The sequence below is a fragment of the Ruegeria sp. YKSD163 genome (assembly GCF_059612905.1).
In genome coordinates, this window is record NZ_JBXWRM010000002.1 from 197,934 (window position 1) to 224,029 (window position 26,096).

Annotated in this window: 21 protein-coding genes; 13 read left to right on the top strand and 8 right to left on the bottom strand. The window is 62.4% G+C overall.

What is annotated here, in order from left to right; translation table 11 throughout:
* Nucleotides 1-3: 3 nt before the first annotated feature.
* A complete protein-coding gene (locus tag AC2FNA_RS03790; RefSeq protein ID WP_496824570.1) occupies nt 4-1,887 on the bottom strand; it encodes an ABC transporter ATP-binding protein in 1,884 nt (627 codons plus the stop codon).
* A 286-nt stretch (nt 1,888-2,173) separates the two neighbouring features.
* On the opposite strand from AC2FNA_RS03790, the gene AC2FNA_RS03795 reads away from it, so the two are divergent.
* The 4 genes from AC2FNA_RS03795 to AC2FNA_RS03810 all read left to right on the top strand — a co-directional run bounded on the left by AC2FNA_RS03795 (nt 2,174) and on the right by AC2FNA_RS03810 (nt 7,165).
* Nucleotides 2,174-3,874, top strand: a complete 1,701-nt coding sequence (locus AC2FNA_RS03795; protein WP_496824572.1) for a peptide ABC transporter substrate-binding protein — start codon at nt 2,174-2,176, stop codon at nt 3,872-3,874.
* Between the two features lie 96 nt (nt 3,875-3,970).
* Complete coding sequence (locus AC2FNA_RS03800; protein ID WP_496824573.1) at nt 3,971-4,978, top strand: ABC transporter permease; 1,008 nt, start codon at nt 3,971-3,973, stop codon at nt 4,976-4,978.
* On the top strand, nt 4,971-5,882 hold the full coding sequence (locus tag AC2FNA_RS03805) for an ABC transporter permease (protein WP_496824575.1): 912 nt from the start codon (nt 4,971-4,973) through the stop codon (nt 5,880-5,882). Before AC2FNA_RS03800 ends, AC2FNA_RS03805 begins: the two co-directional genes overlap by 8 nt.
* A 209-nt stretch (nt 5,883-6,091) precedes the next feature.
* Entirely contained in the window at nt 6,092-7,165 is a 1,074-nt protein-coding gene (locus AC2FNA_RS03810) for a YeeE/YedE family protein (protein ID WP_496824577.1), read from the top strand.
* Here the strand turns inward: AC2FNA_RS03810 and AC2FNA_RS03815 are convergent.
* From AC2FNA_RS03815 to AC2FNA_RS03835, 5 genes are all read right to left on the bottom strand, one after another.
* On the bottom strand, nt 7,101-8,381 hold the full coding sequence (locus tag AC2FNA_RS03815) for a DUF3422 family protein (RefSeq protein WP_496824579.1): 1,281 nt from the start codon (nt 8,379-8,381) through the stop codon (nt 7,101-7,103). The two genes, AC2FNA_RS03810 and AC2FNA_RS03815, sit on opposite strands and share 65 nt — an antisense overlap.
* A 189-nt stretch (nt 8,382-8,570) precedes the next feature.
* Nucleotides 8,571-10,004, bottom strand: coding sequence for an NAD(P)(+) transhydrogenase (Re/Si-specific) subunit beta (locus AC2FNA_RS03820; protein ID WP_234138934.1), 1,434 nt, complete (start codon nt 10,002-10,004; stop codon nt 8,571-8,573).
* A gap of 14 nt (nt 10,005-10,018) precedes the next feature.
* Nucleotides 10,019-11,590, bottom strand: a complete 1,572-nt coding sequence (locus AC2FNA_RS03825) for a Re/Si-specific NAD(P)(+) transhydrogenase subunit alpha (protein WP_496824581.1) — start codon at nt 11,588-11,590, stop codon at nt 10,019-10,021.
* Between the two features lie 130 nt (nt 11,591-11,720).
* On the bottom strand, nt 11,721-12,170 hold the full coding sequence (locus tag AC2FNA_RS03830; protein WP_496824583.1) for a methyltransferase family protein: 450 nt from the start codon (nt 12,168-12,170) through the stop codon (nt 11,721-11,723).
* Nucleotides 12,171-12,358: 188 nt separating this feature from the next.
* A complete protein-coding gene (locus tag AC2FNA_RS03835) occupies nt 12,359-13,306 on the bottom strand; it encodes an MBL fold metallo-hydrolase (protein ID WP_496824585.1) in 948 nt (315 codons plus the stop codon).
* Nucleotides 13,307-13,426: 120 nt separating this feature from the next.
* Between AC2FNA_RS03835 and AC2FNA_RS03840 the strand changes: the two genes are divergently transcribed.
* Entirely contained in the window at nt 13,427-14,179 is a 753-nt protein-coding gene (locus tag AC2FNA_RS03840; RefSeq protein ID WP_496824587.1) for an SDR family NAD(P)-dependent oxidoreductase, read from the top strand.
* Between the two features lie 227 nt (nt 14,180-14,406).
* Nucleotides 14,407-15,600 (top strand): kynureninase, encoded by a 1,194-nt coding sequence (gene kynU, locus AC2FNA_RS03845; protein ID WP_496824589.1) that lies wholly within the window; start codon nt 14,407-14,409, stop codon nt 15,598-15,600.
* A 7-nt stretch (nt 15,601-15,607) separates the two neighbouring features.
* On the opposite strand, the gene AC2FNA_RS03850 is transcribed toward kynU, so the two are convergent.
* Nucleotides 15,608-16,186, bottom strand: a complete 579-nt coding sequence (locus AC2FNA_RS03850; protein ID WP_496824591.1) for a TetR/AcrR family transcriptional regulator — start codon at nt 16,184-16,186, stop codon at nt 15,608-15,610.
* A gap of 112 nt (nt 16,187-16,298) precedes the next feature.
* Here AC2FNA_RS03850 and AC2FNA_RS03855 point away from each other — a divergent pair, with 112 nt between their 5' ends.
* The 3 genes from AC2FNA_RS03855 (at nt 16,299) to AC2FNA_RS03865 (ending at nt 21,286) form a co-directional block, all read left to right on the top strand.
* Nucleotides 16,299-16,763: a (2Fe-2S)-binding protein gene (locus tag AC2FNA_RS03855; protein WP_496824593.1), complete on the top strand. Its 465-nt coding sequence runs from the start codon at nt 16,299-16,301 to the stop codon at nt 16,761-16,763.
* A 3-nt stretch (nt 16,764-16,766) separates the two neighbouring features.
* Complete coding sequence (locus AC2FNA_RS03860; RefSeq protein ID WP_496824595.1) at nt 16,767-19,007, top strand: xanthine dehydrogenase family protein molybdopterin-binding subunit; 2,241 nt, start codon at nt 16,767-16,769, stop codon at nt 19,005-19,007.
* Nucleotides 19,008-19,207: 200 nt separating this feature from the next.
* Nucleotides 19,208-21,286: a Hint domain-containing protein gene (locus AC2FNA_RS03865; RefSeq protein ID WP_496824597.1), complete on the top strand. Its 2,079-nt coding sequence runs from the start codon at nt 19,208-19,210 to the stop codon at nt 21,284-21,286.
* 305 nt (nt 21,287-21,591) lie between these two features.
* Here AC2FNA_RS03865 and AC2FNA_RS03870 read toward each other — a convergent pair whose 3' ends face one another.
* On the bottom strand, nt 21,592-22,233 hold the full coding sequence (locus AC2FNA_RS03870) for a TetR/AcrR family transcriptional regulator (protein WP_496824599.1): 642 nt from the start codon (nt 22,231-22,233) through the stop codon (nt 21,592-21,594).
* A gap of 137 nt (nt 22,234-22,370) precedes the next feature.
* Here AC2FNA_RS03870 and dctP point away from each other — a divergent pair, with 137 nt between their 5' ends.
* The 4 genes from dctP (at nt 22,371) to AC2FNA_RS03890 (ending at nt 26,084) form a co-directional block, all read left to right on the top strand.
* A complete protein-coding gene (gene dctP, locus AC2FNA_RS03875; RefSeq protein ID WP_496824600.1) occupies nt 22,371-23,357 on the top strand; it encodes a TRAP transporter substrate-binding protein DctP in 987 nt (328 codons plus the stop codon).
* A 75-nt stretch (nt 23,358-23,432) separates the two neighbouring features.
* Nucleotides 23,433-23,951, top strand: a complete 519-nt coding sequence (locus tag AC2FNA_RS03880; RefSeq protein WP_496824602.1) for a TRAP transporter small permease — start codon at nt 23,433-23,435, stop codon at nt 23,949-23,951.
* A 3-nt stretch (nt 23,952-23,954) separates the two neighbouring features.
* Nucleotides 23,955-25,259 carry a TRAP transporter large permease gene (locus AC2FNA_RS03885; RefSeq protein ID WP_496824604.1) on the top strand — a complete coding sequence of 435 codons (1,305 nt, stop codon included), beginning with the start codon at nt 23,955-23,957 and terminating at the stop codon, nt 25,257-25,259.
* 15 nt (nt 25,260-25,274) lie between these two features.
* Nucleotides 25,275-26,084: a nitrilase-related carbon-nitrogen hydrolase gene (locus tag AC2FNA_RS03890; protein WP_496824606.1), complete on the top strand. Its 810-nt coding sequence runs from the start codon at nt 25,275-25,277 to the stop codon at nt 26,082-26,084.
* Nucleotides 26,085-26,096: the final 12 nt, after the last annotated feature.

The following is a 26,096-nucleotide window of genomic DNA, read 5'->3' on the forward strand; positions in this document are numbered from 1 at the left end:
GGGTCAGTGTCCGCCCTGCCCCGCATGCGACAGAGCGGCCGCATTGATCGAATCGCGGTCGACCGTATAGCCCGCCCATTCGCCATCCAGCACGTAATGGCCCGGCTCGACCTCGATATAGCGCGAGGGATCAGGGTCGTAGCCGATCGGATGGATCGGCGAGGGAATCGGTTTGAAGTTCAGGTCCTTCTCGGACTTGCGTCGGCGCGGGTCGGCGATCGGCACCGCCTTCATCAGGGCCTGGGTATAGGGATGCTGCGGGTTTTCGAACACGCGCACGCGCGGCCCGAGTTCGACAATCCGGCCCAGATACATGACGCCCACATGGTGGCTGACCCGTTCGACGACGGCCATGTCATGGCTGATGAACAGATAGCTGAGCCCCAGATCCGCCTGCAATTCCATCATCAGGTTCAGCACCTGCGCCTGCACCGACACGTCCAGCGCCGAGACCGCCTCGTCGGCGACGATCAGCTTGGGGTTCAGCGCCAGCGCGCGCGCAATCGCGATTCGTTGCCGCTGGCCGCCCGACATTTCATGCGGATAGCGGCGCATGAAGCTGCGCGGCAATTGCACCCGATCAAACAGCGACGCGACGCGGTCCACCAGTTCCGAGCCGCTGGCAACATCATAGTTGCGCATGGGTTCGGCTACCTGCTCCAGCAACTGCATCTGCGGGTTCAGCGAGGCGAACGGATCCTGAAAGATCATCTGCATGTCGAGCCGCGCCTTGCGCAGACCCGCCTGATCCAGCTGCATGATATCGACGCCGTCCAGATTGATCTGGCCCGCCATCGGTTCGACCAGGCGCAGGATCGAACGACCAGCCGAGGATTTGCCGCAACCGGATTCGCCCACCAGACTGAGGGTCTGCCCCTTGTTGAGAGTGAACGACACATCCTCGACCGCATGCACATTGGCCACCGTGCGGCGAAAGAAGCCGCCCTTGACCGGAAACCGCGTGGTCAGCCCCTTGACGGTCAACAACGGGGTTTCGGTGCCCATGATCGGCTCGATCTTCTGATCGGCGACCCCCATCAGCTTCATCGGTTCGGGCGCCACCTTGCCCCGCATCTCGCCCAACTTGGGCACCGCGGCCAGCAGTGCCTTGGTGTAGTCATGTTGCGGGTTCTCAAAGATCTCCTCGACCGTGCCCTCCTCGACCTTGTTGCCACGGAACATCACCACCACGCGGTCGGCCATCTGAGCCACCACCGCCATGTCGTGGGTGATGAACATCACCGCGGTGCCGGTCTCACGCTTCAACCGGTCCATCAACGCCAGGATCTCGGCCTGGATGGTCACGTCCAGCGCTGTCGTTGGTTCATCGGCGATCAGCAGGCGCGGCTCGCAGGCCATCGCCATGGCGATCACCACCCGCTGGCGCATGCCGCCACTGAGTTCGTGCGGATATTGCTTCAGCCGGCGCTCGGGTTCGGGAATGCGGACCTGCCGCAACAGCTCCAGCGCGCGCGCCTCGGCCTGAGACTGGCTCAGCCCGCGATGCACCCGCAACCCCTCGGTCAACTGGCGGCCAACGGTAAACACCGGGTTCAGCGCCGTCATCGGCTCCTGAAAGATCATGCCTATCTCGTTGCCGCGAATGTGGCGCATATAGTCCTGGTCGGCCGTGGCCAGATCCAGTTCGCCACCGTCGCGGCGGTCGAACAAAAGCTGGCCACCGGCGATGTCACCGCCGCCAAACTCCACCAATCGCATCAGCGACAATGAAGAAACAGACTTGCCAGAGCCTGATTCGCCGACAACACAGACCGTCTCGCCCGGATTGATATCGAACGAGACATCCTCGACCCCGACAACCGGTCCGTCCTTGGTCTGGAACTCGACTCTGAGCTTCTTGATCTGTGCAATAGGCTGATCCAGCACGCGCGCGCTCCCCTTGGTCGCCCTTTTTGGTTGTTGGCAAACGCTAAGGCCCTCTCGGGGGGGGAGTCAAACCCATTGACCGTTTTCCCGACGGCAAGGCTTGCAATTTTCCAAAACTCTGTTTCGATACGACCCGTAACCGTTCCTGGGGGAGCCTGGTTCCTTCGCGTAGCGCGAATGGAATAGGAATTTTCTTTCAAGGATTTACCCAACGGACGGCAACACCCAAGCCACGGTTAACCGTGGAAAAAATCACGACACATCCGTGTCCAACAAGGAGTGTAGTATGAAACTCAAGGCCCTTTTGATGGGTGCAATCGCCAGCACGGCCCTCGCCCCGGCAGCCTTTGCCGAGCGTGGTTCGGACGGCAATGTCAGCATCATCTACTGGCAGGCACCCTCGATCCTGAACCCGTTCCTGTCGGGCGGCACCAAGGACGTTGAATCCGCCTCGCTGATCATCGAACCGCTGGCCCGCTACGACGAAAACGGTGGCATGGTGCCCTTCCTGGCGGCAGAGATCCCGACCGTCGAGAATGGCGGCGTGAGTGAGGATCTGACCTCGATCACCTGGAAGATCGCACCCGGCATCAAGTGGTCGGATGGCAGCGCGTTTACCGCCCATGACGTGAAATTCACCGCCGATTACTGCATGCATCCCGAAGGTGGCTGCGCGCAGCTGACCAAGTTCGAAGGCGTGACCTCGGTCGAGGCGCTGGATGATATGACCGTCAAGGTCACCTTCGACAAGCCGACCCCGTTCCCCTATGGCCCCTTCGTGGGTGGCGAAAGCCCGATCATCCAGAAGGCGCAATTCGAGAACTGCATGGGCGCCAAGGCCCCCGAATGCACTACCGAGAACTTTGGTCCGATCGGCACCGGCCCCTTTGTCGTCACCGAGTTCAAGCCGAACGACGTGATCACGATGAAGGCCAACGACAATTATCGTGACCCGAACAAGCCGGCCTTTGCCACGCTGACCTTCAAGGGCGGCGGCGATGCCACCGCGGCCGGTCGTGCCGTGATGGAAACCGGCGAGTTCGACTATGCCTGGAACCTGCAGCTGGCGCCCGAGGTGATCCAGCAGATGCAGGCCGGCGGCAAGGGTACCCCGGTCGCGGGCTTTGGCCCGCTGGTCGAGCGTATCATGCTGAACCAGACCAACCCCTCGCCCGACCTGCCCGAAGGCGAGCGTTCGACCGCCAAGCATCCGCATCCCTTCCTGAAGGATCCGGCTGTCTACAAGGCGATGTCGATGGCCATCGACCGGCCGTTGCTGGTTGAGATCGGCTATGGCCAGGCCGGCAAGGTCACCTGCAACTGGGTTCCGGCGCCTGCTGCGGTGAACTCGGACACCTTCTCGTGCGACACCCAGGACATCGAAGGCGCCAAGAAGCTGCTGGATGATGCGGGCATCGTCGACACCAACGGCGACGGCGTGCGCGAAAAGGACGGCGTGCCGCTGAAAGTGGTCTACCAGACCTCGACCAACGCCGTGCGTCAGGACTTCCAGGCGCTGATCAAAGAGTGGTGGGCCGAGATCGGTATCGAAACCGAACTGCGCAACATCAACGCATCCGTGTTCTTCGGTGGTGACCCGGGCTCGCCCGACACCTTCCAGAAGTTCTATGCCGACGTTGAAATGTACGCCAACACCTTCAACGGCACCGACCCGCAGTCCTATCTGGCCAACGGCCTGTGCGACAAGGCGCCCAAGCCCGAAAGCCAGTGGCAGGGTGAGAACATCAGCCGCTTCTGCAACGAAGAGTTCGACGCGCTGCATGCGGAACTCACCAAAACGGCTGGTGCGGATGCGCGTGCGGAAATCGCCAAGCGTCTGAACGACATCATGGTCGAAAACGGCGGCATGATCCCGCTGGTGCACCGTGGTCGTCTGTCGGCCCATTCCAACACGCTGGGCGGCGTCGTCCTGAACGTGTGGGACAGCGAGCTGTGGAACGCAGCCGACTGGCACCGCATCAAGTAACGCCAACACCTTTCAGCCGCGTCCCGATCCATGATCGGGGCGCGGCGCCTTGGCATCCGTCCCAACAAAAAGACTCGTTAACAAAGGCGCACCCGAATGCTGACCTTCACCATCCGTCGTCTGGTCCTGGCCGTCCCGACGCTTTTGTTCATCAGTCTTGTCATTTTCCTGCTGCTAGAACTTGCCCCCGGTGACCCGATGGCGCAGGTACCACTGACGGTGCCCCCCGAGGTCAAGGAAAAGATGCGCGAGGCCCTGGGCCTGGGCCAACCGCTGCATATCCGCTTCTGGAAATGGATCGTGCAGTTCTTCTGGATCGAGCCGCAGGTGCTGATCGACCATTACTTTGGCACCGCCTTTTCCGAGGGCAAGCTGCGGGTGATCTCGTGGCAGACCCGCTCGCCGGTGATGGATATCGTGGTGCAGCGCGTCCCGCAGACCCTCTGGGTGGTCGGCACCGCCTATGTGGTCGCCATCATCATCGCCCTGCCCATCGGTATCTACTCCGCCTATCGGCAGTACAGCTGGTTTGACCAGCTTGGCACCTTTGTCTCGATGGTCGGTTTCTCGGTGCCCCCCTTCTTCTCGGGGGTGCTGGTGATCGTGATCTTCTCGGTGCAGCTGGGCTGGTTCCCGTCGATCTATGACACCACCCATGTGGTCAACAGCTGGGATAGTTTCGTCTATCAGCTCAAACAGATGATCATGCCGGTGATGGTGCTGGCGCTCCAGATCACCGCACAGCTTTCCCGCTTCATGCGGGCTTCGATGCTGGACAACCTGAATCAGGATTACGTCCGCACCGCCCGCGCCAAGGGTCTCAGCGAGTATGTCGTGGTCATGGTGCATGTGCTCAGGAACTCGATGATCCCGGTGGTGACGGTGATCGCGCTGGGCATCCCGTCGATCTTTGGCGGCGCCATCATCACCGAGCAGGTGTTCAAGGTGAATGGTATCGGCCAGCTGCTGATCGGTGCGCTTCAGGCCAATGACCTGCCGATGGTACAAACCCTGACCTTTATCTTTGCCGTGCTGATCGTCCTCTTCAACCTGATCGCCGACGTTCTTTACGGCATCCTTGACCCGCGGATCCGCTATGACTGAGTTGAGCCAACCCCAGCCCACCAAACCGCCGCGCAGCCAATGGTATGACGTGTGGGACCAGTTCCGTCAGCACAAGGGCGCGATGATGGGGGCGACCCTGTTCTTCCTGATCGTGGCCGCTGTCTATCTGGGTCCGTATCTTTGGGATATCGACCCGACCAAGACGGCGATCCGGGAACGCAACCAGGGGCCCAGCCTGGCCCATCCCTTTGGCACCGATCAGCTGGGTCGCGACCTGTTGGCCCGGATGATGGCGGGAGGTGCCACTTCTGTCTCGGTGGGGATCACCGCGATGCTGCTGGCGCTGTTTCTTGGCTCTTTCGTCGGCGTGCTGGCCGGGTTCTTCCGCAAGCTCGACGGGCCGCTGATGCGGCTCACCGACCTGTTCCTTGCCCTGCCCCTGCTGCCCCTGCTGCTGGTCATGATGCTGCTGTTCCGCGAGCCGCTGAACGCGGCATTCGGATTGGAACGGGGGATCTTCATCCTCATCGTGTCCGCCATCGGGATCACCTCGTGGATGCCCACCGCACGCATCGTGCGCGGCGACGTACTGGCCCTGAAAGAGCGGGAATTCGTGCTGGCAGCCCGCTCGATCGGGACCACGAACACGCGGCTGATCACCCGGCATATCCTGCCCAACGTGCTGTCGCCGATCATGGTTTCGGCCACGCTAGGCATCGCCACCGCGATCATCACCGAAAGCGCGCTCAGCTTCCTGGGCTTGGGCTTCCCGCCTGACTTTCCGACTTGGGGGCGGTTGTTGTTCGATGGCGTCGACTATCTGCAACAATTCCCCGAGCGGGTGATCTGGCCCGGGCTGGCGATCTCGCTGACGGTGCTGAGCGTCAACTATATGGGCGACGGCCTGCGCGACGCGCTCGACCCGCGCATCCGGGGCCGCTGAGGTCAAATAAGAACGAATGAGGGGCCGTCCCAAGCCGGGGCGGCCCCTTTGTCTTGCCGAAGCGACACGCACGGAACAGCATCCTGTCCATCTCGGGCAAACCGGAACTTCATCCCCAGTCGTCGCGCTGATACACATTCAGATACGCTTGATTGTTAAGAGAAACCGCTTCATTTGGGAAAATATTCTCAATTCCCCGTGAGGCTGCCATGTTCGAGTCCCTTGGTTTCGAAGAGACCACCGCAAAAGAGATCAGCGTTCTTCTGGGCCTGATCCTGGGCGTTCTGTTTGGCCTTCTGGCCGAGCGGACGCGGTTCTGTTTCCGCCGCGCCGTGGTGGGCGAGGACGCGCGTCAGGCCGCCGGTGTCTGGTTCACCGCGCTCGCCGTGGCGATCCTGGGCACTCAGGCCGCCGTGGCGTCCGGGCTGATCGGCTTTGCCGATCACCGGCTCCTGAGCTCGGACCTGCCGGTTCTGGCGGTGGTGCTGGGCGGGCTGATGTTCGGCGCCGGCATGGTGCTGACACGCGGCTGCATCTCGCGTCTGACCGTGCTGGGCGGCACCGGCAACCTGCGGGCGCTGACCGTGCTGCTGGTCTTTGCCGTCGTGGCCCATGCGATGCTCAAGGGCGTGCTGGCGCCGCTGCGTACCAGCCTTGGCGTGGTGACCATTGACCTGGGCGAGACCGTCTCGCTGGCCACCCTGCCCGGCGGCGCGGCGCTCTGGGCTGCCGTTCTGGCACTGGCCGCACTGCTGATCGCCGCGCGTTCGGGCAATCGGGCGCTCCCCTTGCTGGGCGCTGCCCTGATCGGGCTGCTGGTACCGCTGGGCTGGGTCGGTACCGGCTATGTCCTGTTTGACGAATTCGACCCCATCGCGATGGAGAGCCTCTCTTTCACCGCCCCTGCCGCCGATACACTGTTCTACACCATCGCCTCGACCTCGATCGCACCCGGTTTCGGCACCGGGCTGGTGGGCGGCGTGCTGCTGGGTTCGCTGGCGGCGGCGCTGCTCTTTGGCAGCTTCCGCTGGCAGAGCTTTGATAGCCCGCGGCAGACCGGCCGCTATCTGGCCGGGGCCGCGCTGATGGGCATGGGCGGCGTGCTGGCGGGTGGCTGCACCCTGGGTGCCGGTCTGGCAGGTGTCCCCATGCTCAGCCTTGCCGCGCTGCTGGCGCTCTCTGCCATCGCGCTGGGTGCAAAACTGACCGATGCGGTGCTTAATGCAGCTTCTTCCGGATCCTCTGGATACCCAGCCACACCAAGCCAACAACCGGCAGAGTGACCAGCGCGATCAACGTCTTCTTGTCGATCCCGTACCACTCTGACAGCGGCAACAGGAAGGCCGAGACCAAAGAGACAGCATAATAGCTGACCGCGACCACAGACAGCCCCTCGACCGTGTGTTGCAGGCGCAAGGCAAGGTCGGCGCGGCGGTCCATGCTCTCCAGCAGCGCCTGGTTCTGGGCGCTGCGTTCCACATCCACGCGGGTGCGCAGCAGGTCACCGGCGCGGATCGCCCGGTCTGACAAACGCTTCAACCGTTGTTCGGTGGATTTCACCGTCCGCATCGCCGGTTCATAGCGACGCAGCATGAAATCGCCAAAGGTCTGGCGCCCGCCGAACCGCTCCTCTCGCAAAGAGGTGATGCGCTGCCCCACGATGGCCTCATAAGCTCCGGTGGCGCCCAGACGGAATTCGGCCCGCGCGGCCATGGTCTCCAGTTCGGCAGATGTGGACAGCAATTGCGGCAGCAATTCCTCGGCCGGGTGGTCGCCATCGGTCATCTTGACCATCAGCGCGGTCAGCGCGGCATCCAGTTCACCCAGCTTCGGCCCCAGCGCCTTGACCCGGGCAAAGCCCAGCATCGACATCGCCTTGTAGGTCTCGATCTCGCACAGGCGCTGGATGATGCGACCGATCCTGCGCTCGCCGGTGTCCGGTGCGACAAAGACGGCAAAGCGCATGTGGCCCGCCGGGTCGATGCGGAAATCGCCCGCCGCCACCGCAGCCCGGTCTAGCACATGCGCCGCGGCCAGGCTTTCAGGCACGAACCAGTCGGCCAGCGCGGCGATGATATCCTCCTCGGGCGGCTGTTCCTCGACCCTCAGCAGGGCCGATGTCACCCTCTGGCCCGGCGCGGCGGCCAGCCAGTCGGGTGGAAAAACCTCGAAATCGACCGGGTCGAATGGTCGTGCACTGACACCCGTGGCAAAGGCCGTATAGGTCACGAACTCGGTATGGCTTTCCCATTTCAGCCAGTGGCGCCCGATCTGGCCCGCATAGTGGGTCGCCCCCGGCTGTGGATGCGCCGCGCCATGCCGGTCGAGCAGGTCGATCAGATGCGCCCGGTCCGCTTCGCGGTCGCGCCCCACCGCCGCATCCGGCTGTTTCACTGCCAGATAGGCCACCGTGCAGGGCGCACGCGAAATGGGAAAGGGGCGCGCGTGCAACTCGTTGGCCAGCGCAAAGCGCAAGGGGTGGTCCTGAATGGGCGTCATTGGGGGGCTCCGGTTTCCGCGCACTATATCCGCTTACCAGCCAGCGGCAAATATTTATTTATTTCAGTTGGTTACGGGATACATTCGCATACATCCCACCGCTTGAGTGCAAAACCCGCCGCGCGACGAGGCCCGGAAACGAAAAGGGGCGCCGCATGGACGCCCCTTTCCCCAACTGTTTCAGCCGGATCAGTCGATCATCGGCAGCAGCTTGTCCAGCGACTGCTTGGCGTCGCCATAGAACATGCGCGTGTTCTCCTTGTAGAACAGCGGGTTCTCGATGCCGGAATAGCCGGTGCCCTGCCCACGCTTGGAGACAAACACCTGTTTCGCCTTCCAGCATTCCAGCACCGGCATGCCGGCGATGGGGCTGTTGGGGTCTTCCTGCGCGGCCGGGTTCACGATGTCGTTCGAGCCGATCACGATGGCCACATCGGTATCGGGGAAGTCCTCGTTGATCTCGTCCATCTCCAGCACGATGTCATAGGGCACCTTGGCCTCGGCCAAGAGCACGTTCATGTGCCCGGGCAGACGGCCTGCCACCGGGTGGATGGCGAAACGCACGTTCTTGCCCTTGGCGCGCAGCTTGCGGGTCAGTTCGCTGACCGATTGCTGCGCCTGCGCCACCGCCATGCCATAGCCGGGGATGATGATGACCGAGTCGGCATCGTTCAGCGCCGCGGCCACGCCTTCGGCATCGATGGCGATCTGCTCGCCCTCGACCTCCATCGCCGGGCCCGAGGTGCCGCCAAAGCCGCCCAGGATCACCGAAATGAACGACCGGTTCATCGCCTTGCACATGATGTAGGACAGGATCGCACCGGACGAACCGACCAGCGCGCCGACGACGATCAACAGGTCATTGCCGAGGCTGAAACCGATGGCCGCCGCCGCCCAGCCCGAATAGCTGTTCAGCATCGACACCACCACCGGCATATCGGCGCCGCCGATACCCATGATCAGGTGATAGCCGATGAAAAGCGCCGCGATTGTCAGGATCAGAAGCGGGAAGAACCCACCCGAGTTCAGATACCAGATCAGGCAGATCAGCGACAGGATTGCCGCGCCAGCGTTCAGCGCGTGACCACCCGGTAGTTTGGTCGCCGCCGAGGTCACCTTGCCCGAGAGCTTGCCATAGGCGATCACAGACCCGGTAAAGGTCACCGCCCCGATCCAGATGCCCAGCGCCGCCTCGACCCGCAGGATGTTGATTTCGACGGCATCCTTCTTGGCAAGAAGCGCCGCAAAACCTTCCAGTGCCTTCTTTGCACTGTCATCCATGAGCAGAACGCGGCCCAGCTCGAAATGCGCATTGAAGCCCACGAACACGGCCGCCAAACCGACCAGGGCGTGCATGCCGGCCACAAGTTCCGGCATCTGGGTCATCTCGACCTTTGACGCCAGCTGAAAGCCGATCATGCCACCAAGCGCAACGAGGATGATCGACAACCACCACAGGCCCGCGCCAGGCCCGATCAGGGTGGCGAACACCGCCAGTCCCATACCGACAATGCCGTACCAGACAGCGCGTTTGGCGCTTTCCTGGCCCGACAGGCCACCCAGCGAAAGGATGAAGAGAACGGCCGCCACGACGTAGGCGGCAGTGGTAAATCCAAAGTCCATAGCCCTCTACTCCTTTAGGATTTCTGGAACATGGCGAGCATGCGCCGCGTCACGAGGAAGCCGCCGAAGATGTTGATCCCGGCCATGAAGACCGACAGACCGGCCAGCAGGATCACCAGGAACGACCCCGACCCGATCTGCATCAGCGCGCCCAGGATGATGATCGACGAAATGGCGTTGGTCACGGCCATCAGCGGCGTGTGCAGCGAATGCGAGACGTTCCAGATCACCTGGAAGCCCACGAACACCGCCAGCACGAAGACGATGAAATGCTGCATGAAGCTGGCCGGGGCCACCAGACCCACCAGCAGCAGCAACAGACCGCCCACGGTCAGCAGCGTCACCTGGTTCTTGGTCTGCGCCTTGAAGGCCGCAACCTCTTGCGCGCGCTTTTCCTCGGGGGTCAGCTCTTTCGGCTTTTCCTTGGACTTGGCCGCAATCGCCTGAACCTTGGGCGGCGGCGGCGGGAAGGTGATGTCCCCCTGATACGTCACCGTGGCGCCCCGGATCACGTCATCTTCCATGTTGTGGTTGATCTGGCCGTCCTTTTCGGGCGTCAGATCGGTCATCATGTGACGGATGTTGGTGGCATATAGCGTCGAAGCCTGCGCCGCCATGCGGCTGGGAAAGTCGGTGTAACCGATGATGGTGACGCCGTTTTCGGTGACGATCTTCTCGTCCTTGACGGTCAGCTTGCAGTTGCCGCCCTTTTCCGCCGCCAGGTCCACGATGACCGAGCCGGGCTTCATCGCCGCGACCATGTCCTCGGTCCACAGCTCCGGCGCCTCGCGGTTTGGGATCAGCGCGGTGGTGATGACGATGTCCATCTCGGGCGCCAGCTCGCGGAACTTGGCCAGCTGCGCGGCGGCGAATTCCGGGGACGAGACCGAGGCATAACCGCCGGTGGCCGCGCCATCCTGCTGTTCTTCCTCGAAGTCGAGATAGACGAACTCGGCGCCCATCGACTCGACCTGTTCGGCCACTTCGGGCCGCACATCAAAGGCATAGGTGATCGCGCCCAGCGAGGTCGAGGTGCCGATGGCGGCCAGACCTGCCACGCCGGCGCCGACGATCAGCACCTTGGCAGGGGGCACCTTGCCCGCCGCCGTCACCTGACCGGTGAAGAAGCGGCCAAAGTTGTTGCCCGCCTCGATCACCGCACGGTAGCCCGCGATATTGGCCATCGACGACAGCGCGTCCATCTTCTGGGCGCGGCTGATACGCGGCACCATTTCCATGGCAATCACATTGGCGCCCTTGGACTTGGCCGCTTCCATCCCCTCTTCGTTCCCCGCCGGGTTGAAGAAAGAGATCAGCGTCTTGCCCTTGCTCAGCCGCTTCAGCTCGGTCGCATCGGGCTGGCGCACCTTGGCGACGATATCGACCTCTTTCCACAGCGCCGCCGCGGTCTTGACGATCTGAACGCCCGCCGCCTCGTACAGCGCGTCCGAGAAGCCGGCGGCCGCACCGGCCCCGCTCTCGATCGCGCAGTCATAGCCAAGCTTCTGCAACTGCACAGCGGAATCCGGTGTCATCGCGACGCGGTTCTCGCCCTCGAAAATTTCCTTTGGTGTGCCTATTTTCACCAGTCAGGTCCCCCTATTCGGCCCGGAGATCGGACGCGCCACGGTTAGGTTTGCAAAGCAAAGATGTATCTTGCGCAATTTTATTTCGCAAGCGCAGCATGCGCGACGTTGGGTCCGAACCTGTCATGTCCTATATCCAACGCCGCGTTTTCTGTGCGTATCGGGCAAAATCCGCCCGGAATTGCCGTCGGAGGCGGTTCTCCTCGGGCACGATGAAGCGTTTTTCCAGCAGCCAGACAAAGACCGGAACCAGAACCAGCGACAGAACCGCGTCGAGATGCAGAATCACGCCGGTCAGAATCAGCACGTCACCCAGGTAGATCGGGTTACGGCTGCGCTTGTAGATGCCGCTCTGCACCATGCTGGACGGCGCACGGTGGGGAATGATGGTGGTGCGGTGGCGGCGAAACTCGAACGCTGCCAGCAACAAGAGCACCACCCCGCCCCCAATCAGCAGACCGGCGATCAAGTCGCTCAAACCGCTGTCGAGCGATAGGCCGAAAGAGAAGTAGCGCTGCTGAACCCAGGCCAAAGCAATGAAGGCCGCCAGCCATATCGGTGGCAGATCAATGCGGTGCATGGCCGTTCCTTTCCGGGCATCCGCCCGAATATCCCCAAGCGTTCATGGCGCACCTCTACCCCGTTGCGACAGGATTTGCAAAAAAACCGACCACCCTGCGACAATAAGGGAGACAGCGACGGCAGCCACGCCACAGCCCGGGTCATTGTTCCTGTTTTTGCGCTATATCGGAACGATTGTTCCGCCCCTTACTCCCATTCCATCTCGGCAAAGACACGGCCCGCATTCTTGGTCGCCAGTTCCTCGAACGTGTCCAGATTGCGCCAGCGCTCCTGATCCACGTAATAGGCGCCCGCCAGGTCGCCGCCCTCTTCGATATGGGCGCCGATCTTTTCGCGCAGGTCAGTCAGATAGTCATAGGTATAGCGCCGCACCTGATCCAGGTTGGTTGGATGGCCATGACCCGGGATCACATAGGTGGGGGCCAGCGGCTCCATCTTGGTCTCCCAGGTCTCCAGCCAGCAACTGGTGCAGGTATGTTCAAAGATCGGCAGCATCCGCTCGTGAAAGGCGATGTCGCCCGCGATCAGGATCTTCCATTCGGGGATCCAGACCTGGATATCGCCCGGATCATGCGCCGGGCCCATATGCATGACTTCAATCGCCACACCGCCCAGCGTCAGGTCGTACCGATCCTCGAAGGTCACATTGGCATGTTCCACCCGCGTGCCCTCGGCCCGGTCGCCATTGTACCGCTCCATCCCCATCAGGATGAAATCGCCGTTCTGGGTTGTTTCCTCTACCGCATCCACATGGGCCAGAACATCGACCCCAAGGTCGCGCCAATAGCTGTTGCCCAGCATGGCATGGCCCTGCCCGTTCTCGTTGATGACCAGAACCACGGGCTGGTCGGTGACCTGCTTGATCTCTTCATGAAGCGCAGCGGCCAGCCGGGCCGAGGCTCCGGCATTGATCACCACCACGCCCTCATCCGTCACGATGAAGGAGAGGTTGTTGTTATGTCCCGCATTTTCATAGGTGGGTGGCGCGGTCGCACCGATGGCCGAGAAGACATGCGGGATCACCTCGACCGGCTTGGAGTAGAGTTCGGACTGCGGATACTGGTCGGCGATGTCCTCGCTGGCCGCCGCCGCGGTGGCGGCAAAGATCAGTGTCGTGCCCAGAAATCGTATCATGTCACTCTCCTCCCAGTGAATCATTCATATGTTTGCATAAGACGGAACGGAACGATACGGAACCCCTTGTCACAGGGTGGCGCGCCGATAGGCTGACCCGGCGAACAGGGAGGACCCGCAATGCATCTGAACGGCAAACACGCACTGGTGACTGGTGGCGGCACCGGCATCGGTCTGGCGATTGCGCAAGCGTTGGCCGCCGAGGGCGCCCAGGTTACTATCACCGGGCGGCGGGCCGAGGTACTGGAGCAGGTGGCAACCGAGGGGCTGCATCCGCTGGCAATGGACGTGCGCCACGAAGAGGAGGTCGTCACCGGCATCGCCCGCGCGGTCGAGGCGCGCGGCCCGGTGCAGATCTGCGTCGCCAATGCCGGCATCGCCGTCGGCAAGACCCTGCAAAAGACCGACATGGCGTTCTGGCGCGATATCATGGCGACCAATCTCGATGGCGCCTTCCTGACCATCCGCGAAAGCCTGCGCTCGATGCTGGAAACCGACTGGGGCCGGGTGATCACCGTCGCCTCGATTGCCGGTTTGCGCGGCGCGCCTGGCGCGGGCGCCTATTCCGCCTCGAAACACGGCATGATCGGTCTGACCCGCACCTATTCGGAAGAGTTCATGGGCACGCCCTACACGTTCAACGCGCTTTGCCCCGGATATGTCGACACGCCGATCGTCGAACGCAACACAGCCTCGATCTCGCAACGCACCGGCATGGCGGCCGACGACGCGCTGCAACTGATGGTGAACCAGAACCGGCACAAGCGGCTGATTGCGCCCGAAGAGGTGGCCGCCGCCGCCCTGTGGCTGGTGCGCCCCGGCTCGCAAAGCATCAACGGCCAGTGCATCGAGATCGCCGGCGGTCAGACCTGAGCCGGTATCGCATTTTGGCGCGGGCGGTTGTGAAATTGGAATACCGCCCGCGCAGATCATTCTAACCGTTTGTTTTCAAAAACATCCCCCAGACGCAGGGCGGAACCGCCCCGCGCTCTCGCCCCCTTGCGCATGGCTTCATTCCCCAACAAAAGCTGGACAGACCGGGCGGCGATGCGTATCCCTGCCCTAGATGCTTTAGGCTTAAAATATCCATGCGAGGACTCATGACCGACTTTGCCGCCACCAAGGCCATGTTCGACCTGCCCCAGGGGGTGCTCTATCTCGACGGCAACTCGCTGGGGCCGCTGCCGCGGGCCGCGGCGGCGCGGGTCCAGCAGGCGGTGACCGACGAATGGGGCCAGATGCTGATCACCGGTTGGAACAAGGCCGGATGGATGGCGCAGCCCAGCGAACTGGGCGATCGCATCGGCCGGCTGATCGGGGCCGAGCCGGGCCATGTGGTCACCGGCGATACCCTGTCGATCAAGGTCTATCAGGCGGTTGCCTCGGCGCTGGAGCTGACCCCGGACCGCAAGGTGGTGCTGTCGGACAACGGCAACTTCCCCACCGACCTTTACATGGTCGAGGGGCTGCTGCGCTCGATGGGGCCGGGATACGAGCTGCGCGTCGTCGCCCCCGACGCGGTCGAGGCGGCGATCACCGACGAAGTCGCGGTGCTGATGCTGACCGAGGTCGATTACCGCACCGGGCGCAAGCACGACATGGCGGCGCTGACCGCGCGCGCCCATGCGGCGGGCGCGTTGACGGTCTGGGATCTGGCCCATTCCGCCGGGGCGCTGCCGGTCGATCTGGCCGGATGCGGTGCCGATTTCGCGGTGGGCTGCACTTATAAATATCTTAACGGCGGCCCCGGCGCGCCCGCCTTCATCTATGTCGCCCCCCGCCATGCGGAGCAGGTGCGCCCGGCGCTGTCGGGCTGGCTGGGTCATCAGGCGCCGTTTGCCTTTGACCTCGACTATCGCCCCGGCGCCGGGATCGAGCGGATGCGCGTCGGCACCCCGCCGGTGATCCAGATGGCGGCGCTTTCGGCGGCGCTGGATGTCTGGGACATGGCCGACATGGCCGACGTGCGCGCCAAATCCATTGAACTGACCGAGATGTTCATCGCCGGGGTCGAGGCCGCCTGCCCCGACCTGGAGCTGGCCAGCCCGCGCGACCCCGCCCAGCGCGGCAGCCAGGTCTCGTTCCGCTTTGCCGATGGCTATGCCGCCATGCAGGCGCTGATCGCGCGTGGTGTGATCGGCGATTTCCGGGCGCCCGACATCATGCGGTTTGGCTTTACCCCGCTGTTCATCGACGAAGGCGATGTCGAGGCCGCCGTGGCGATCATCGCCGATGTGATGCAGAACCGGCTGTGGGACAAACCGGAATACAAGACCCGCGCCCGTGTGACCTGAGCGCGGATTACCCGCGCATCAGCCCGGCGCCGAGGATCTGCGCCAGTTGCGCGATGCGGGTCTGATAGGTCGCAAAATCGGGGGTCGTCATCTTGACCCCTTTCAGCGCGGCGGCGATGGTCGCCGCCACCTCGGGCGCCGGCCCCGACAGCATGACCCGCCCGGCGGTCGCCTCGCGCGACAGCCAGTCGGCATAAAGCGCGCAAAGCCCGGCCTCGCCCGCCTCGACGATATCGGGTGCGGTCGAACTGCCGGCATCCAGCAACTCCACCCCATGCGGGGAGTCGAGCAAGGCCATCACCGTTTGCCCATGGGCGGCAAAGGCACGTTCCAGCACCTCGGACACAGCGCCGCCTGCGCCCAGCGCGGCAGCCACCGCCTCGGCGGTCAGGTCATAGCAATACTGGACCACGGCGCGAAAAATCGCCTCTTTGTTCTTGTAATACAGATAGACCGCAGGCCGCGACATGCGGGCGCCGCGGGCTATGTCGTCCATCGATGTCTTGCGGAACCCATAGGCGGCAAAGACCTGCCAGGCAGAGTCGAGGATCGCTTGTTGCTTGGGGTCGATAACGTCGTCTTTCATGTCAGACCTCTGACAGTTTTTCGCGATTTTGTCAATTGACACTCTGACAAATGGCACTAATTTTGTCAGAAGCTCATCTGACAGCCATCAGCACAGCAAAGCGAGGACCGACATGGCCACTTCCCTGACCGTCAACGGAGAAACGCATCGGGTCGACTTGCCCGATGACGTACCGCTCTTGTGGGTGCTGCGCGACGAGATCGGACTGACCGGTACCAAGTTCGGCTGTGGTGTCGCCGCCTGTGGCGCCTGTACCGTGCATATCGACGGCGAGGCGGTGCGCAGTTGCCAGGTATCGCTGGGCGATGTCTGGGGTCAGGTCACCACGATCGAAGGCACCGGCACGCCCGAGGCACTCTCGATCCTGCAACAATCCTGGGTCGAGCATCAGGTGGCGCAATGCGGCTATTGCCAGTCGGGCCAGATCATGCAGGCCGCCGCGCTGCTGGCAGAGACCCCCACCCCCAGCGACGCCGAGATCGACGAAGCGATGCAGGGCAACCTGTGCCGCTGCGGCACCTATCCCCGCATTCGCGCCGCCATCCACGGCGCCGCCTCCAAGCTGCAGGAGGTCTGATCCATGGCCCGTCTTGGCAAGATTGTTCGCCGTACCTTTCTGATCGGCTCCGCCGCTATCGTCGGCGGCGTGGCTTTTGGTGTCTACAAGGTCCGACAGCCCGCTCCCAACCCGCTGAAGCCCGGCCCGGGAGAGGCCGCGCTCAACCCCTTTGTGCTGATCGACCAGCAGGGCGTGACCCTGTTTGCGCCACGCGCCGAGATGGGACAGGGCGTGATGACCACCTGGGCCGCGCTGATCGCCGAGGAACTGGACGTGATCCCCGATCAGGTGCAGGTGCTGCATGGCCCGGCGGCAGCGGCCTATTACAACAGCGCCCTGATGGGTGACGCCCTGCCCGGCAAGGGCTATGACACCTCGAATTTCCAGCACAGCCTGGGCGAGGCGCTGGGGGTGATCGGCAAGGTGCTGAGCCTTCAGGTCACCGGCGGTTCGACTTCGATGAAAGACGGGTTCGTGCGGATGCGCGAGGCCGGCGCCAGCGCCCGCGAGACCCTGAAACAGGCCGCTGCCAACCGTCTGGGCGTGGCGCGCGATACTCTGCGGACCGAGGCGGGCGCGGTGATCGCCCCCGATGGCCGCCGCATCCCCTACCCTGACCTTGCCGAAGAGGCCGCTAAGCTCGACCCGGTCGAGGCGCCGCTGCGCGACCCGTCGGAATGGCGCTATCTGGGCCGCACCCTGCCCCGGCTCGACATGGTGGCCAAATCCACCGGCACCGCCGAATTCGGGGTCGATGTGCGACTGCCGGGGATGAAATTCGCCAGTGTCCGGATGAATCCCCATCTGGGCGGCGCCATGAAAGGTTTTGACGACAGCGCCGCCCGCGCAATGCCCGGCGTGGAAAAGGTGGTCGATCTGGGCAGCGGTGTGGCGGTCATCGCCTCTAACACCTGGCTGGCGATGCAGGCGGTCGAGGCGATCGCGGTCGAGTGGGAGGCCGCGCCCTATCCGCCCGAAACCGACGCGATCTTTGCACAGATTGCCCGCGCCTTTGACGACAGCCCAAACTCGACCATGCGCGACGACGGCGATGTCACCACCCTGCCCGAGGGCGCGACGGTGATCGAGGCCGAGTACAGCGCCCCCTATCTGGCCCATGCCACGATGGAGCCGATGAACGGCACCGCGCTTTACACCGGTGAGCGGCTGGAATTCTGGGGCGGTAACCAGGCGCCGACGATCATGCAGAGCAAGATCGCCGAGACTGCGGGCCTTGAGACCGAGGCGGTCGAGGTGCACACCACCTATCTGGGCGGCGGTTTTGGCCGCAGGGCCGAGTTCGATTTCGGCGTGATCGCCACCCGTGTGGCGATGGCCCTGCCCGGCGTACCCGTGCAGACCACCTGGAGCCGTGAAGAGGACATGCGCCACGATTTCTACCGCCCCGGCGCGCTGGCCCGGATGCGCGGCGCGGTCAAGGACGGCAAGGCGGTGATGATCGACGGGCGGCTGGCCACGCAATCCCCCTCGCGCCAGGCGATGGAGCGGATCACCGGTCTGCCCGGCGCCGGCCCCGACAAGGTGCTGGTCGAGGGGTTCTTCAACCAGCCCTATGCGGTACCCAATTACCGTATCAGCGGTCACATCGCCGATCTGACGGTTCCTGTCGGCTTCTGGCGCTCGGTCGGGAACAGTCATAACGGTTTTTTCCACGAGACCTTTGTCGACGAGATGGCCCATGCGGCCGGGCGCGACCCGCTGGAGTTCCGGCTGGAGCTGATGCGCGCCGAACACGCGCCCTCGGCCGGGTGTCTTGAGGCGGTGCGCGAGATTTCGGGCTGGACCGGCAAGACGCCCGAGGGCGTCGGGCGCGGCGTGGCCTTTACCTATAGTTTCGGAACATCGGTGGCGCAGGTTATCGAAGTGGTGGACGAAGGCGGCACCATCCGCATCGCGCGCGCCTGGATCGCCTGCGATATCGGTCTGGCGCTCGACCCTGAAACGGTGAAAGCGCAGATGTTCGGCGGCATGGTCTATGGCCTGTCGGCGGCGGCCCATGGCAAGATCACCTTTGCCGGCGGCGCGGTGGAACAGGGCAATTTCCCCGATTACGACGCCCTGCGCATGCACAACACGCCGCAGGTCGAGGTTCGCGTTCTGGAAACAAACCGCCATATGGGGGGCGCGGGCGAACCCGGCACGCCCCCCGCGATGCCCGCCCTGGGCAATGCCTTGTTCGATCTGACCGGGAAACGGGTGCGCAGCATGCCCTTTGCCGAGCATTTCAACTTGCTGGTCTGATCCGGCGGGCGGCCCGCATCCAGACGGATGTGGGCCGAACCCAACACAATTTTACCCAAATTTGTTTCCAGATCCGACAAAATCCGACCCCGGATTTGCCACGCCCCCTCTCTATTCCTGACCGTGGCGGCAAAGGTTTCGACCCAGCCGCAGCATGAACAAGGAACAGGCGGCCCCAGGGCCGCGATAGAGGTGAACCCATGCCCAGCGGCTATCTCGTCACGCTCGGAGCCGATCAGGACCTGTCGCTTGCCGCCAGCATCGGCGGTGCGCTGGTCAACTTCACCACCGCCCAACTGATCGGCACCGGCGAATGGGCCTGGACGGGGTCAGTCGGCAGCACCTCGTACAACAACGAACTGGAAACCGGCCAGTACTACCTCGCCACGGACGGAAATCTGTACTTCGTGCCCGATCTGGGGCCGGTCGGCACGTTGTCCAGCGCCGAGCCGGTGGCAGCACCCTATTTCTCGCCCTTCAACAAGGTTCAGGGCACGACCAACGACGACCTGATCGACGATACTTATGTCGATAACAACGGCAACTCGGTCGACAGCGGTGAGGGTACCGGCCCTGACGGCAATGGCGATCAGGTCTTTGCCTCCAAGGGTAACGACACCGTCGATGCGGGCCTCGGGAACGATATCGTCTATGGCGGCAGCGGCGATGATGAGATCCAGGGCGGCGACGGCGATGACCTGCTTTATGGTGACGGTCAGGCTGGCAGCACCGAATCCCTGAACTGGTTCGCCGAAGGCACCGACGGCAGCGACCTTTCGGCCGGTTTCACGCAGGCGACCGGGCGTATGAACGTGTCGGTCAGCTTTACCGATGATGGTAACAACAGCCCGGTTTTCGAGGTCGATACCGGTGAGGAAAGCTATGTCCGCAGCGGCGAGACGCAGTCCGAGTTCTCTTCTCTCTATCTTGCCGGACAAGGCCGCGGAGCAACCGCGACGGCCCGGATAGAGTTTGCGGCCCGTACCGATTTCGATGTCGAAAACGAAGTCGAGAACGTGATGTTCCGCATCAACGATATTGACTGGGCCAACCGCAATCACCGCGACATTCTCGAGGTCAATGCATATGACGCCAACGGCAATCCGGTTGCCGTCACCCTTACCCCTACCGGCGCGGGCACCAGCCCCGACACTGTCTCGGGCAATACGATTACTGCCGGAAGCCAGTCCGACAGCGCCCTGGACGAATCCGGGTCCGTCCTCGTCGAGATTGCCGGACCGGTTCAAGCGATCGAGATCGTCTACTCAAACACACTCAACGGAACTCAGGCCGTTTGGGTCAGTGACGTCTACTTCGACACGCGCGTCCCACAGGACGGCAACGACACGATCGACGGCGGCAGCGGCGATGATACACTTTCGGGCCAGGGTGGTGACGATCTTCTGCTTGGCAATACCGGTGCCGATCAGGTGTTCGGCGGCGATGGCAACGATACCATCGAAGCCGCACAAGGAGACGCAGCCGAAGGCGGTGCGGGCGATGACCTTTTCATCCTTACCGAGCTTGGCGAAGCGGGCAGCGGCACCATCTCGATCATCGGGAACGAGGAGGACGAGATCAATGGCGACACGCTTGACCTTGGAGGCGTCGCCGACCGTAACACCCTGAACCTGACCACCAACCTGCCCGGCGAACTGGCCGGCACGGTTGAACTGACCGACGGCACGCTGGTCACCTTCTCGAACATCGAGAATATCATCTGCTTTACTCCCGGAACGCTGATCGCCACCGCCCATGGCCCGCGCGCGATCGAAACGCTGCGTCCGGGTGACCTGATCGTCACCCGCGACAACGGCCTGCAACCGCTGCGCTGGGCCGGCAGCCGCACCGTGGCCGCCAAGGGCAAACACGCCCCGATCCAACTGGACCCGACCCTGTTGCAGGGCGCCAGCGCCCCCCTGCTGGTGTCGCCCCAGCACCGGATGCTGTGGACGGGATCGCGGGCCCAGATGTATTTCGGCGAGAACGAGGTTCTGGTGGCCGCAACCCACCTGCTGAGCAGCCCGGCAGCACGCCGGATCGAAGGCGGCAACGTCACCTATATGCATCTGATGCTGGACCGGCACGAGGTGATCTATGCCAACGATGCCGCGACCGAGAGCTTCTTTCCCGGCGACGAGGGTCTGGGCGCGCTCAGCGACCGGTCCCGGCAGGAAGTGTTCGACCTGTTCCCCGAACTCCGCAGCCACGCCGGTGCCTTTGGCGATACCGCGCGGCTCTGCCTCAAGGCGCATGAGGCGCGCATTCTGGCGGCGTGAGCGGCGATGCGCTGCGCAATCCGGCAAACAAAGTTCAGAGCAGCAGCCAACCGCAGGGCGTGCACTCTATCAGCTTCGCAAACGGGCTGAGGCTGCCGTCCGGCGGTGGTTGTTCTTGCTGCGGGTGACGCCATAACCGAACGACAGTGCCGACAACCTGACAATACCAGCCGAGCTACAGGCATTGGCACCTACGGACCTCTCGGTGCCTTTGGCGGGTGGATTGCTCGGGTGCTGTCGCTAGCCACACCCACACGGCGGGCCCATTACGTCCTTTTGCGCTGCGAAACCGAAATGCCTGGCGCTCAGGTTTCGCTGTCCCTGGCTGCAAAATGTTTTGAAACGGCCTCAGCTGTCTGCAAGCCAAGAAGGTCGGCCCTGTCGGCCAGGACCTCGGCATAGTAGGGAATGTTCAATAGCCGTTCTTCCCTTGGCTCAGACACCTGCATCGCATTGTAGCCGGTCTGATGGAAATAGGTGACATAGGCTCGAACCTGCGCGGCCCGACCAGTGAATCCCATTGCCAGAAATACCTGATGCAGTTGCTGGATCCTGAGCGTCTCGATTTCTTTCAGTACTTCGGCCGTCCGCTTTGAGCTATGTGCCCAGTCCCGGATCGCGTTGTCATACTGGGGTATGTATTCCTCCTCTTTCAGCAACACGCCGACATAAGCGAGGTACTGCTCCCAACCGTCATCGCCCGCGGCCTCGATCGCTCTTGTGAACGGTGCAGTATTGCGTTGTGCCCAGTCCTGCCGAACGTCTTCCAGAAGCTCTTCGAGGTTGGCGAATTGCCAATAGAAGGCCCCGGTTGTTGCGCCCAACTCTTCTGCAAGTTGGCGCAGACTGATACCGGCGATGCCCTTTTCTATCAGCATCTTGCGCGCAGCCGCGATCCAGCTTGCCTTGTCTAGGTTCCTGTCTTTCCTGGGTTTTCGCTCCGCCATGCCAGCTCCTGTTGCCGGACCTGGGGGCGCCCGGAGAAATTCATTGACTCAACTACAGGACATAACGCATGTTATGCAACATACGTAACACTTGTTATGTAGAAGCGCAGTAGAACAACCCAACAAGGAGGATTGAGATGTTTCGAAGCTTTTTTTCGGCTGTCGTGTTCGGAACGGCGCTGGCCGCAACGGCCGCCTCGGCGGAAATCGAACTGAAATTTGCTACCGATTCCGGAGACCGCGGATCTCCCTCGGGCGTCGCTCTTGCCGCCTGGGCGAATGCCGTCAAGGAAGGTTCCAACGGTGAGATCGACGTCAAGATCTTCTACCAGAATGAACTCGGCGGCCAGCTTGAGGTGTTCGATCTGTTCGTCGCCGGCGAAGTCAATGCCATGATTTCATGGCCCTCGACCTCATATGACAAGCGGATCGGTATCCTGAACACCCCTTACATGGTCACCTCTTGGGAAGAGGCGCTGGACGCCTACAAGCCCGGCGGTTGGGCCAATGGCGTGCTGAACACGGTGTTCAACGACATCGGGCTGAAGTATTTCGGCGCCTGGCCCGAAGGTTTCAGCGGTGTCGCAACCCGCGGCGCCTATGCCACCGATGTCGCCGGTGCGGCGAACATCAAGGTGCGGACGCCGCCGCTGTTCCCCTTCCCGCAGATTCTGGAATCGATGGGCTACCAGACCGCCGCGATCGACTGGGGCGAAGTATACACCTCGATCCAGACCGGTGTGGTCGACGGTGACGCAGGCAACGTGATCTACTGGGACTACGAATATTTCCGCGACGTGCTGGACTACTATGTCCGCACGAAACACACCTTTGTCACCGGAAACCTGCTGGTCAACCTCGAGACCTACGAGGGCCTCTCGGACGAACACAAGAAGCTGATCGAAGACGCCGCTGTCGCCGTTATGGAGGCGCGTTTCAAGGCCGCCCGTGACGAAGACCAGCACTATGTCGATCTGGCCGTCCAGTCGGGCATGGAATACTTCGAACTCACGGACGAGCAGATTGCGCCGCTCGCCGAGAAGGTTCGTGCCGAAGTCTGGCCGCAAATGGAACCCGATGTCGGCAAGGATATCATGGACCTGATCCGCGCCCAGGTGAACTGACCTGCACCGTGGCCGGGATCTGACGGTTCCGGCCCCCCTCCTATCAAACATGCTGCGAACCGGGAGTAACGCGACATGGTCGACCTTCTCAGAAAGCTCGATGCCGGGCTGATCGGCATTCTCAATCTCATCGTGATCGTGACAAGTCTCGCGATCACCGGGCTGATCCTGTTTCTTGTTCTCGCCCGTTTCGTGCTTGGCTGGTCGGTCGTGGGCGTGCTGGAGCTCGCCACCCTGTCGGCAATGTGGCTTTACATGTGCGGGGCCGTCGTCGCGGCCCGCAATCACGAACATCTGGTGGTCGATTTCCTTGCCCTGTCTTTGAAAACTCCAAAGCACAAGGCCCTGCACACCTTTGCCGTATCCGTGATCATGGTCGTGTTGAGCCTGTTCTTTCTCAGCCTGGCCAATGATATGGTCGCCTGGTCGATCAAGCGGCCGCAAACCACCGCCGCTCTCAGCATTCCTCTCATCGTTCCACAGTCTGCGGTCGTCCTCGCTGCCGTACTCTGTGCTGTCTATGCCGTCCGGGACGCCATCGTCGCCGCTGCTGCCGTTTTTGGCAAAACCGATCAAGAAACAGGAGAGGTCTGAACCATGGAAGCTCTTTTTGGTATCTTGCTTCTGATGGCCCTGATGATCTTCGGGGTACCGGTTGCCTGGTCTTTCGCGGGTGTCCTGATGTTTCTGGTCTGGGCCTATGACGTCAGCACGTCGACATTGCTTTTGCAGGGGTTCCGGTCGCTCGACTCGGTCATCCTGCTGGCTCTCCCTCTATTTGTTCTGGCTGGCTATCTGATGCAAAGCGGCGGGGTTGCCGCACGGTTGATCAGCTTCATGTCCATGGCGATGCGGGGCCGCAAGGGGGGCCTGGGTGCAGCCCTGATCGGATCCTCCGGAGTATTCGGTGCGATTTCAGGAACGGCGACCGCCGCCGTTGCCTCGATCGGCACCATCATGGGAGATCCGCTGGCAGCTCGCGGCTATCCCCGTGGTTACACCAGCGCCCTGCTTGGCGTGTCCTCGCTTCTGGGCATCCTGATCCCGCCGTCGATCACCCTCATCCTTTTCGGCGTTGTCACCCGACAGTCCATCACCGCCCTCTTTGCGGCGACGATTGTGCCAGGTCTGCTGCTGATGTTCGGCCTGATGCTCTTCAACAAGATCCTGACCGCACGAATGCTGGTCGACACGCCTGAACGCATGGCAGCGATTTCGGCTCAGAAGTCACCCCATGGCCCGCTGCGCGCCACACTTCAGGCTCTTCCGGCCCTGATGATGCCGGTGGTCATTCTGGGCGGCATCTATGGCGGCGTGTTCACCCCGACTGAAGCCGCAGCGGTTGCCTTGTTCATGGCGATCCTGATCGGCTTCTTCATCTACCGCGATCTTACCTTGTCGCGCTTCCGTCAAAGCCTGGTCGAAGCCGGCGAAACGACGGGCACGATCATTCTTATCCTGCTGTTTTCCTTCATGATCGGACGCATCATGGTGGCCGAAAGCGTGCCGCAGGAACTGACCGAAGCCGTCACACACCTGACAGAGAACAAGATCCTGATCCTCTTGCTGGTCAACGCATTCCTGATCTTCGTCGGCATGATCATGGACGACCTGTCGGTGACCGTGGTGATCGCGCCGCTGATGATGCCCCTGATGGTGCATCATGGTGTCGACCCGGTCCACTATGCCTCTATCGTGGCCTGTTCGGTCGTGATCGGTGCCAACAGCCCGCCGGTCGCGCCGATCCTTTACATGGCCTGCCGCATCGGCAAGGTTTCGATTCATGAAGCGGTCAAGCCAGCCTTGCAAATCATCTTCTACGTGGCACTTCCCGTGATGCTTCTGGTTACGTTTTTTCCAGAGTTGTCGCTTTTTGTCCCGCGACTGTTGGGCTTGCACTGAGAACAGAGAACCAAAATGCCACTGCTCACTCTTGCCCTTTTTCAAGCTCGCCCAGCTTTTCGTTCCGCTGACGATGCTCTCACCGATCTAGATCTGGCAATGTCGCGTGCCGCAGCAGCAGGCGCCGACATGCTGATCACACCAGAGTTGTACCTTTCAGGCTATGGCTCTGCTGGCGCCGTGCGAGCAGCGGCCCAGGTTCAGGGATCGCTGTTTCTACGCGCTGCCGGACAGCTTGCAGCACGGCATCGCGTCGGGCTGGTTCTCGGATACCCGGAACAAAGCGGCTGCGCGCTCTATAACAGCGCCGCCGTCTTTGACCGGACCGGGCACCTGATCAGCAACTATCGCAAGGTCGCGTTGCCGAACGACTTTGAAAGGGACTGTTTCACGCCGGGGGCCGGACCGGAAGCGTTCGACTTTCAAGGCATCCGCTGTTCGGTCCTGATCTGCTATGACATCGAATTCCCTGAACTGGCGCGGCGGGCTGCGCTGTTGGGAACTGAACTCTTGCTCGTGCCGACAGCGCTTCGGGCCAAGTGGCGCTTTGTCTCGGATGCCATCGTGCCGTCGCGGGCGTATGAAAACGCCATGTTCATCGGCTATTGCGATTTCGCGGCCGACGAAGCCAATTCACAATTCAGTGGAACCAGTTCGATCTGCGCCCCGGATGGCCAGCACCTTTGTCGTGCGTCCGGTCGGGAGGACATGGTGTTGGCGACAATCGACACCTCCGCCGTTCATCTGCGCAAGTCCGACTTCGATTTCTTGCAGGAACTAGAGCGGTTTGACCTGGCAACACCGCTGATCCCGAAGATCGCTTGAACACCCGGCTAG

Excerpts from the sequence above, each read along its gene's own strand:
- AC2FNA_RS03795 (WP_496824572.1), top strand. The coding sequence starts at position 2,174 with ATGAAACTCAAGGCCCTTTTGATGGGTGCAATCGCCAGCACGGCCCTC.
- AC2FNA_RS03800 (WP_496824573.1), top strand. The coding sequence starts at position 3,971 with ATGCTGACCTTCACCATCCGTCGTCTGGTCCTGGCCGTCCCGACGCTT.
- AC2FNA_RS03805 (WP_496824575.1), top strand. The coding sequence starts at position 4,971 with ATGACTGAGTTGAGCCAACCCCAGCCCACCAAACCGCCGCGCAGCCAA.
- AC2FNA_RS03810 (WP_496824577.1), top strand. The coding sequence starts at position 6,092 with ATGTTCGAGTCCCTTGGTTTCGAAGAGACCACCGCAAAAGAGATCAGC.
- AC2FNA_RS03815 (WP_496824579.1), bottom strand. The coding sequence starts at position 8,381 with ATGACGCCCATTCAGGACCACCCCTTGCGCTTTGCGCTGGCCAACGAG.
- AC2FNA_RS03820 (WP_234138934.1), bottom strand. The coding sequence starts at position 10,004 with ATGGACTTTGGATTTACCACTGCCGCCTACGTCGTGGCGGCCGTTCTC.
- AC2FNA_RS03830 (WP_496824583.1), bottom strand. The coding sequence starts at position 12,170 with ATGCACCGCATTGATCTGCCACCGATATGGCTGGCGGCCTTCATTGCT.
- AC2FNA_RS03835 (WP_496824585.1), bottom strand. The coding sequence starts at position 13,306 with ATGATACGATTTCTGGGCACGACACTGATCTTTGCCGCCACCGCGGCG.
- AC2FNA_RS03840 (WP_496824587.1), top strand. The coding sequence starts at position 13,427 with ATGCATCTGAACGGCAAACACGCACTGGTGACTGGTGGCGGCACCGGC.
- kynU (WP_496824589.1), top strand. The coding sequence starts at position 14,407 with ATGACCGACTTTGCCGCCACCAAGGCCATGTTCGACCTGCCCCAGGGG.
- AC2FNA_RS03850 (WP_496824591.1), bottom strand. The coding sequence starts at position 16,186 with ATGAAAGACGACGTTATCGACCCCAAGCAACAAGCGATCCTCGACTCT.
- AC2FNA_RS03855 (WP_496824593.1), top strand. The coding sequence starts at position 16,299 with ATGGCCACTTCCCTGACCGTCAACGGAGAAACGCATCGGGTCGACTTG.
- AC2FNA_RS03860 (WP_496824595.1), top strand. The coding sequence starts at position 16,767 with ATGGCCCGTCTTGGCAAGATTGTTCGCCGTACCTTTCTGATCGGCTCC.
- AC2FNA_RS03865 (WP_496824597.1), top strand. The coding sequence starts at position 19,208 with ATGCCCAGCGGCTATCTCGTCACGCTCGGAGCCGATCAGGACCTGTCG.
- AC2FNA_RS03870 (WP_496824599.1), bottom strand. The coding sequence starts at position 22,233 with ATGGCGGAGCGAAAACCCAGGAAAGACAGGAACCTAGACAAGGCAAGC.
- dctP (WP_496824600.1), top strand. The coding sequence starts at position 22,371 with ATGTTTCGAAGCTTTTTTTCGGCTGTCGTGTTCGGAACGGCGCTGGCC.
- AC2FNA_RS03880 (WP_496824602.1), top strand. The coding sequence starts at position 23,433 with ATGGTCGACCTTCTCAGAAAGCTCGATGCCGGGCTGATCGGCATTCTC.
- AC2FNA_RS03885 (WP_496824604.1), top strand. The coding sequence starts at position 23,955 with ATGGAAGCTCTTTTTGGTATCTTGCTTCTGATGGCCCTGATGATCTTC.
- AC2FNA_RS03890 (WP_496824606.1), top strand. The coding sequence starts at position 25,275 with ATGCCACTGCTCACTCTTGCCCTTTTTCAAGCTCGCCCAGCTTTTCGT.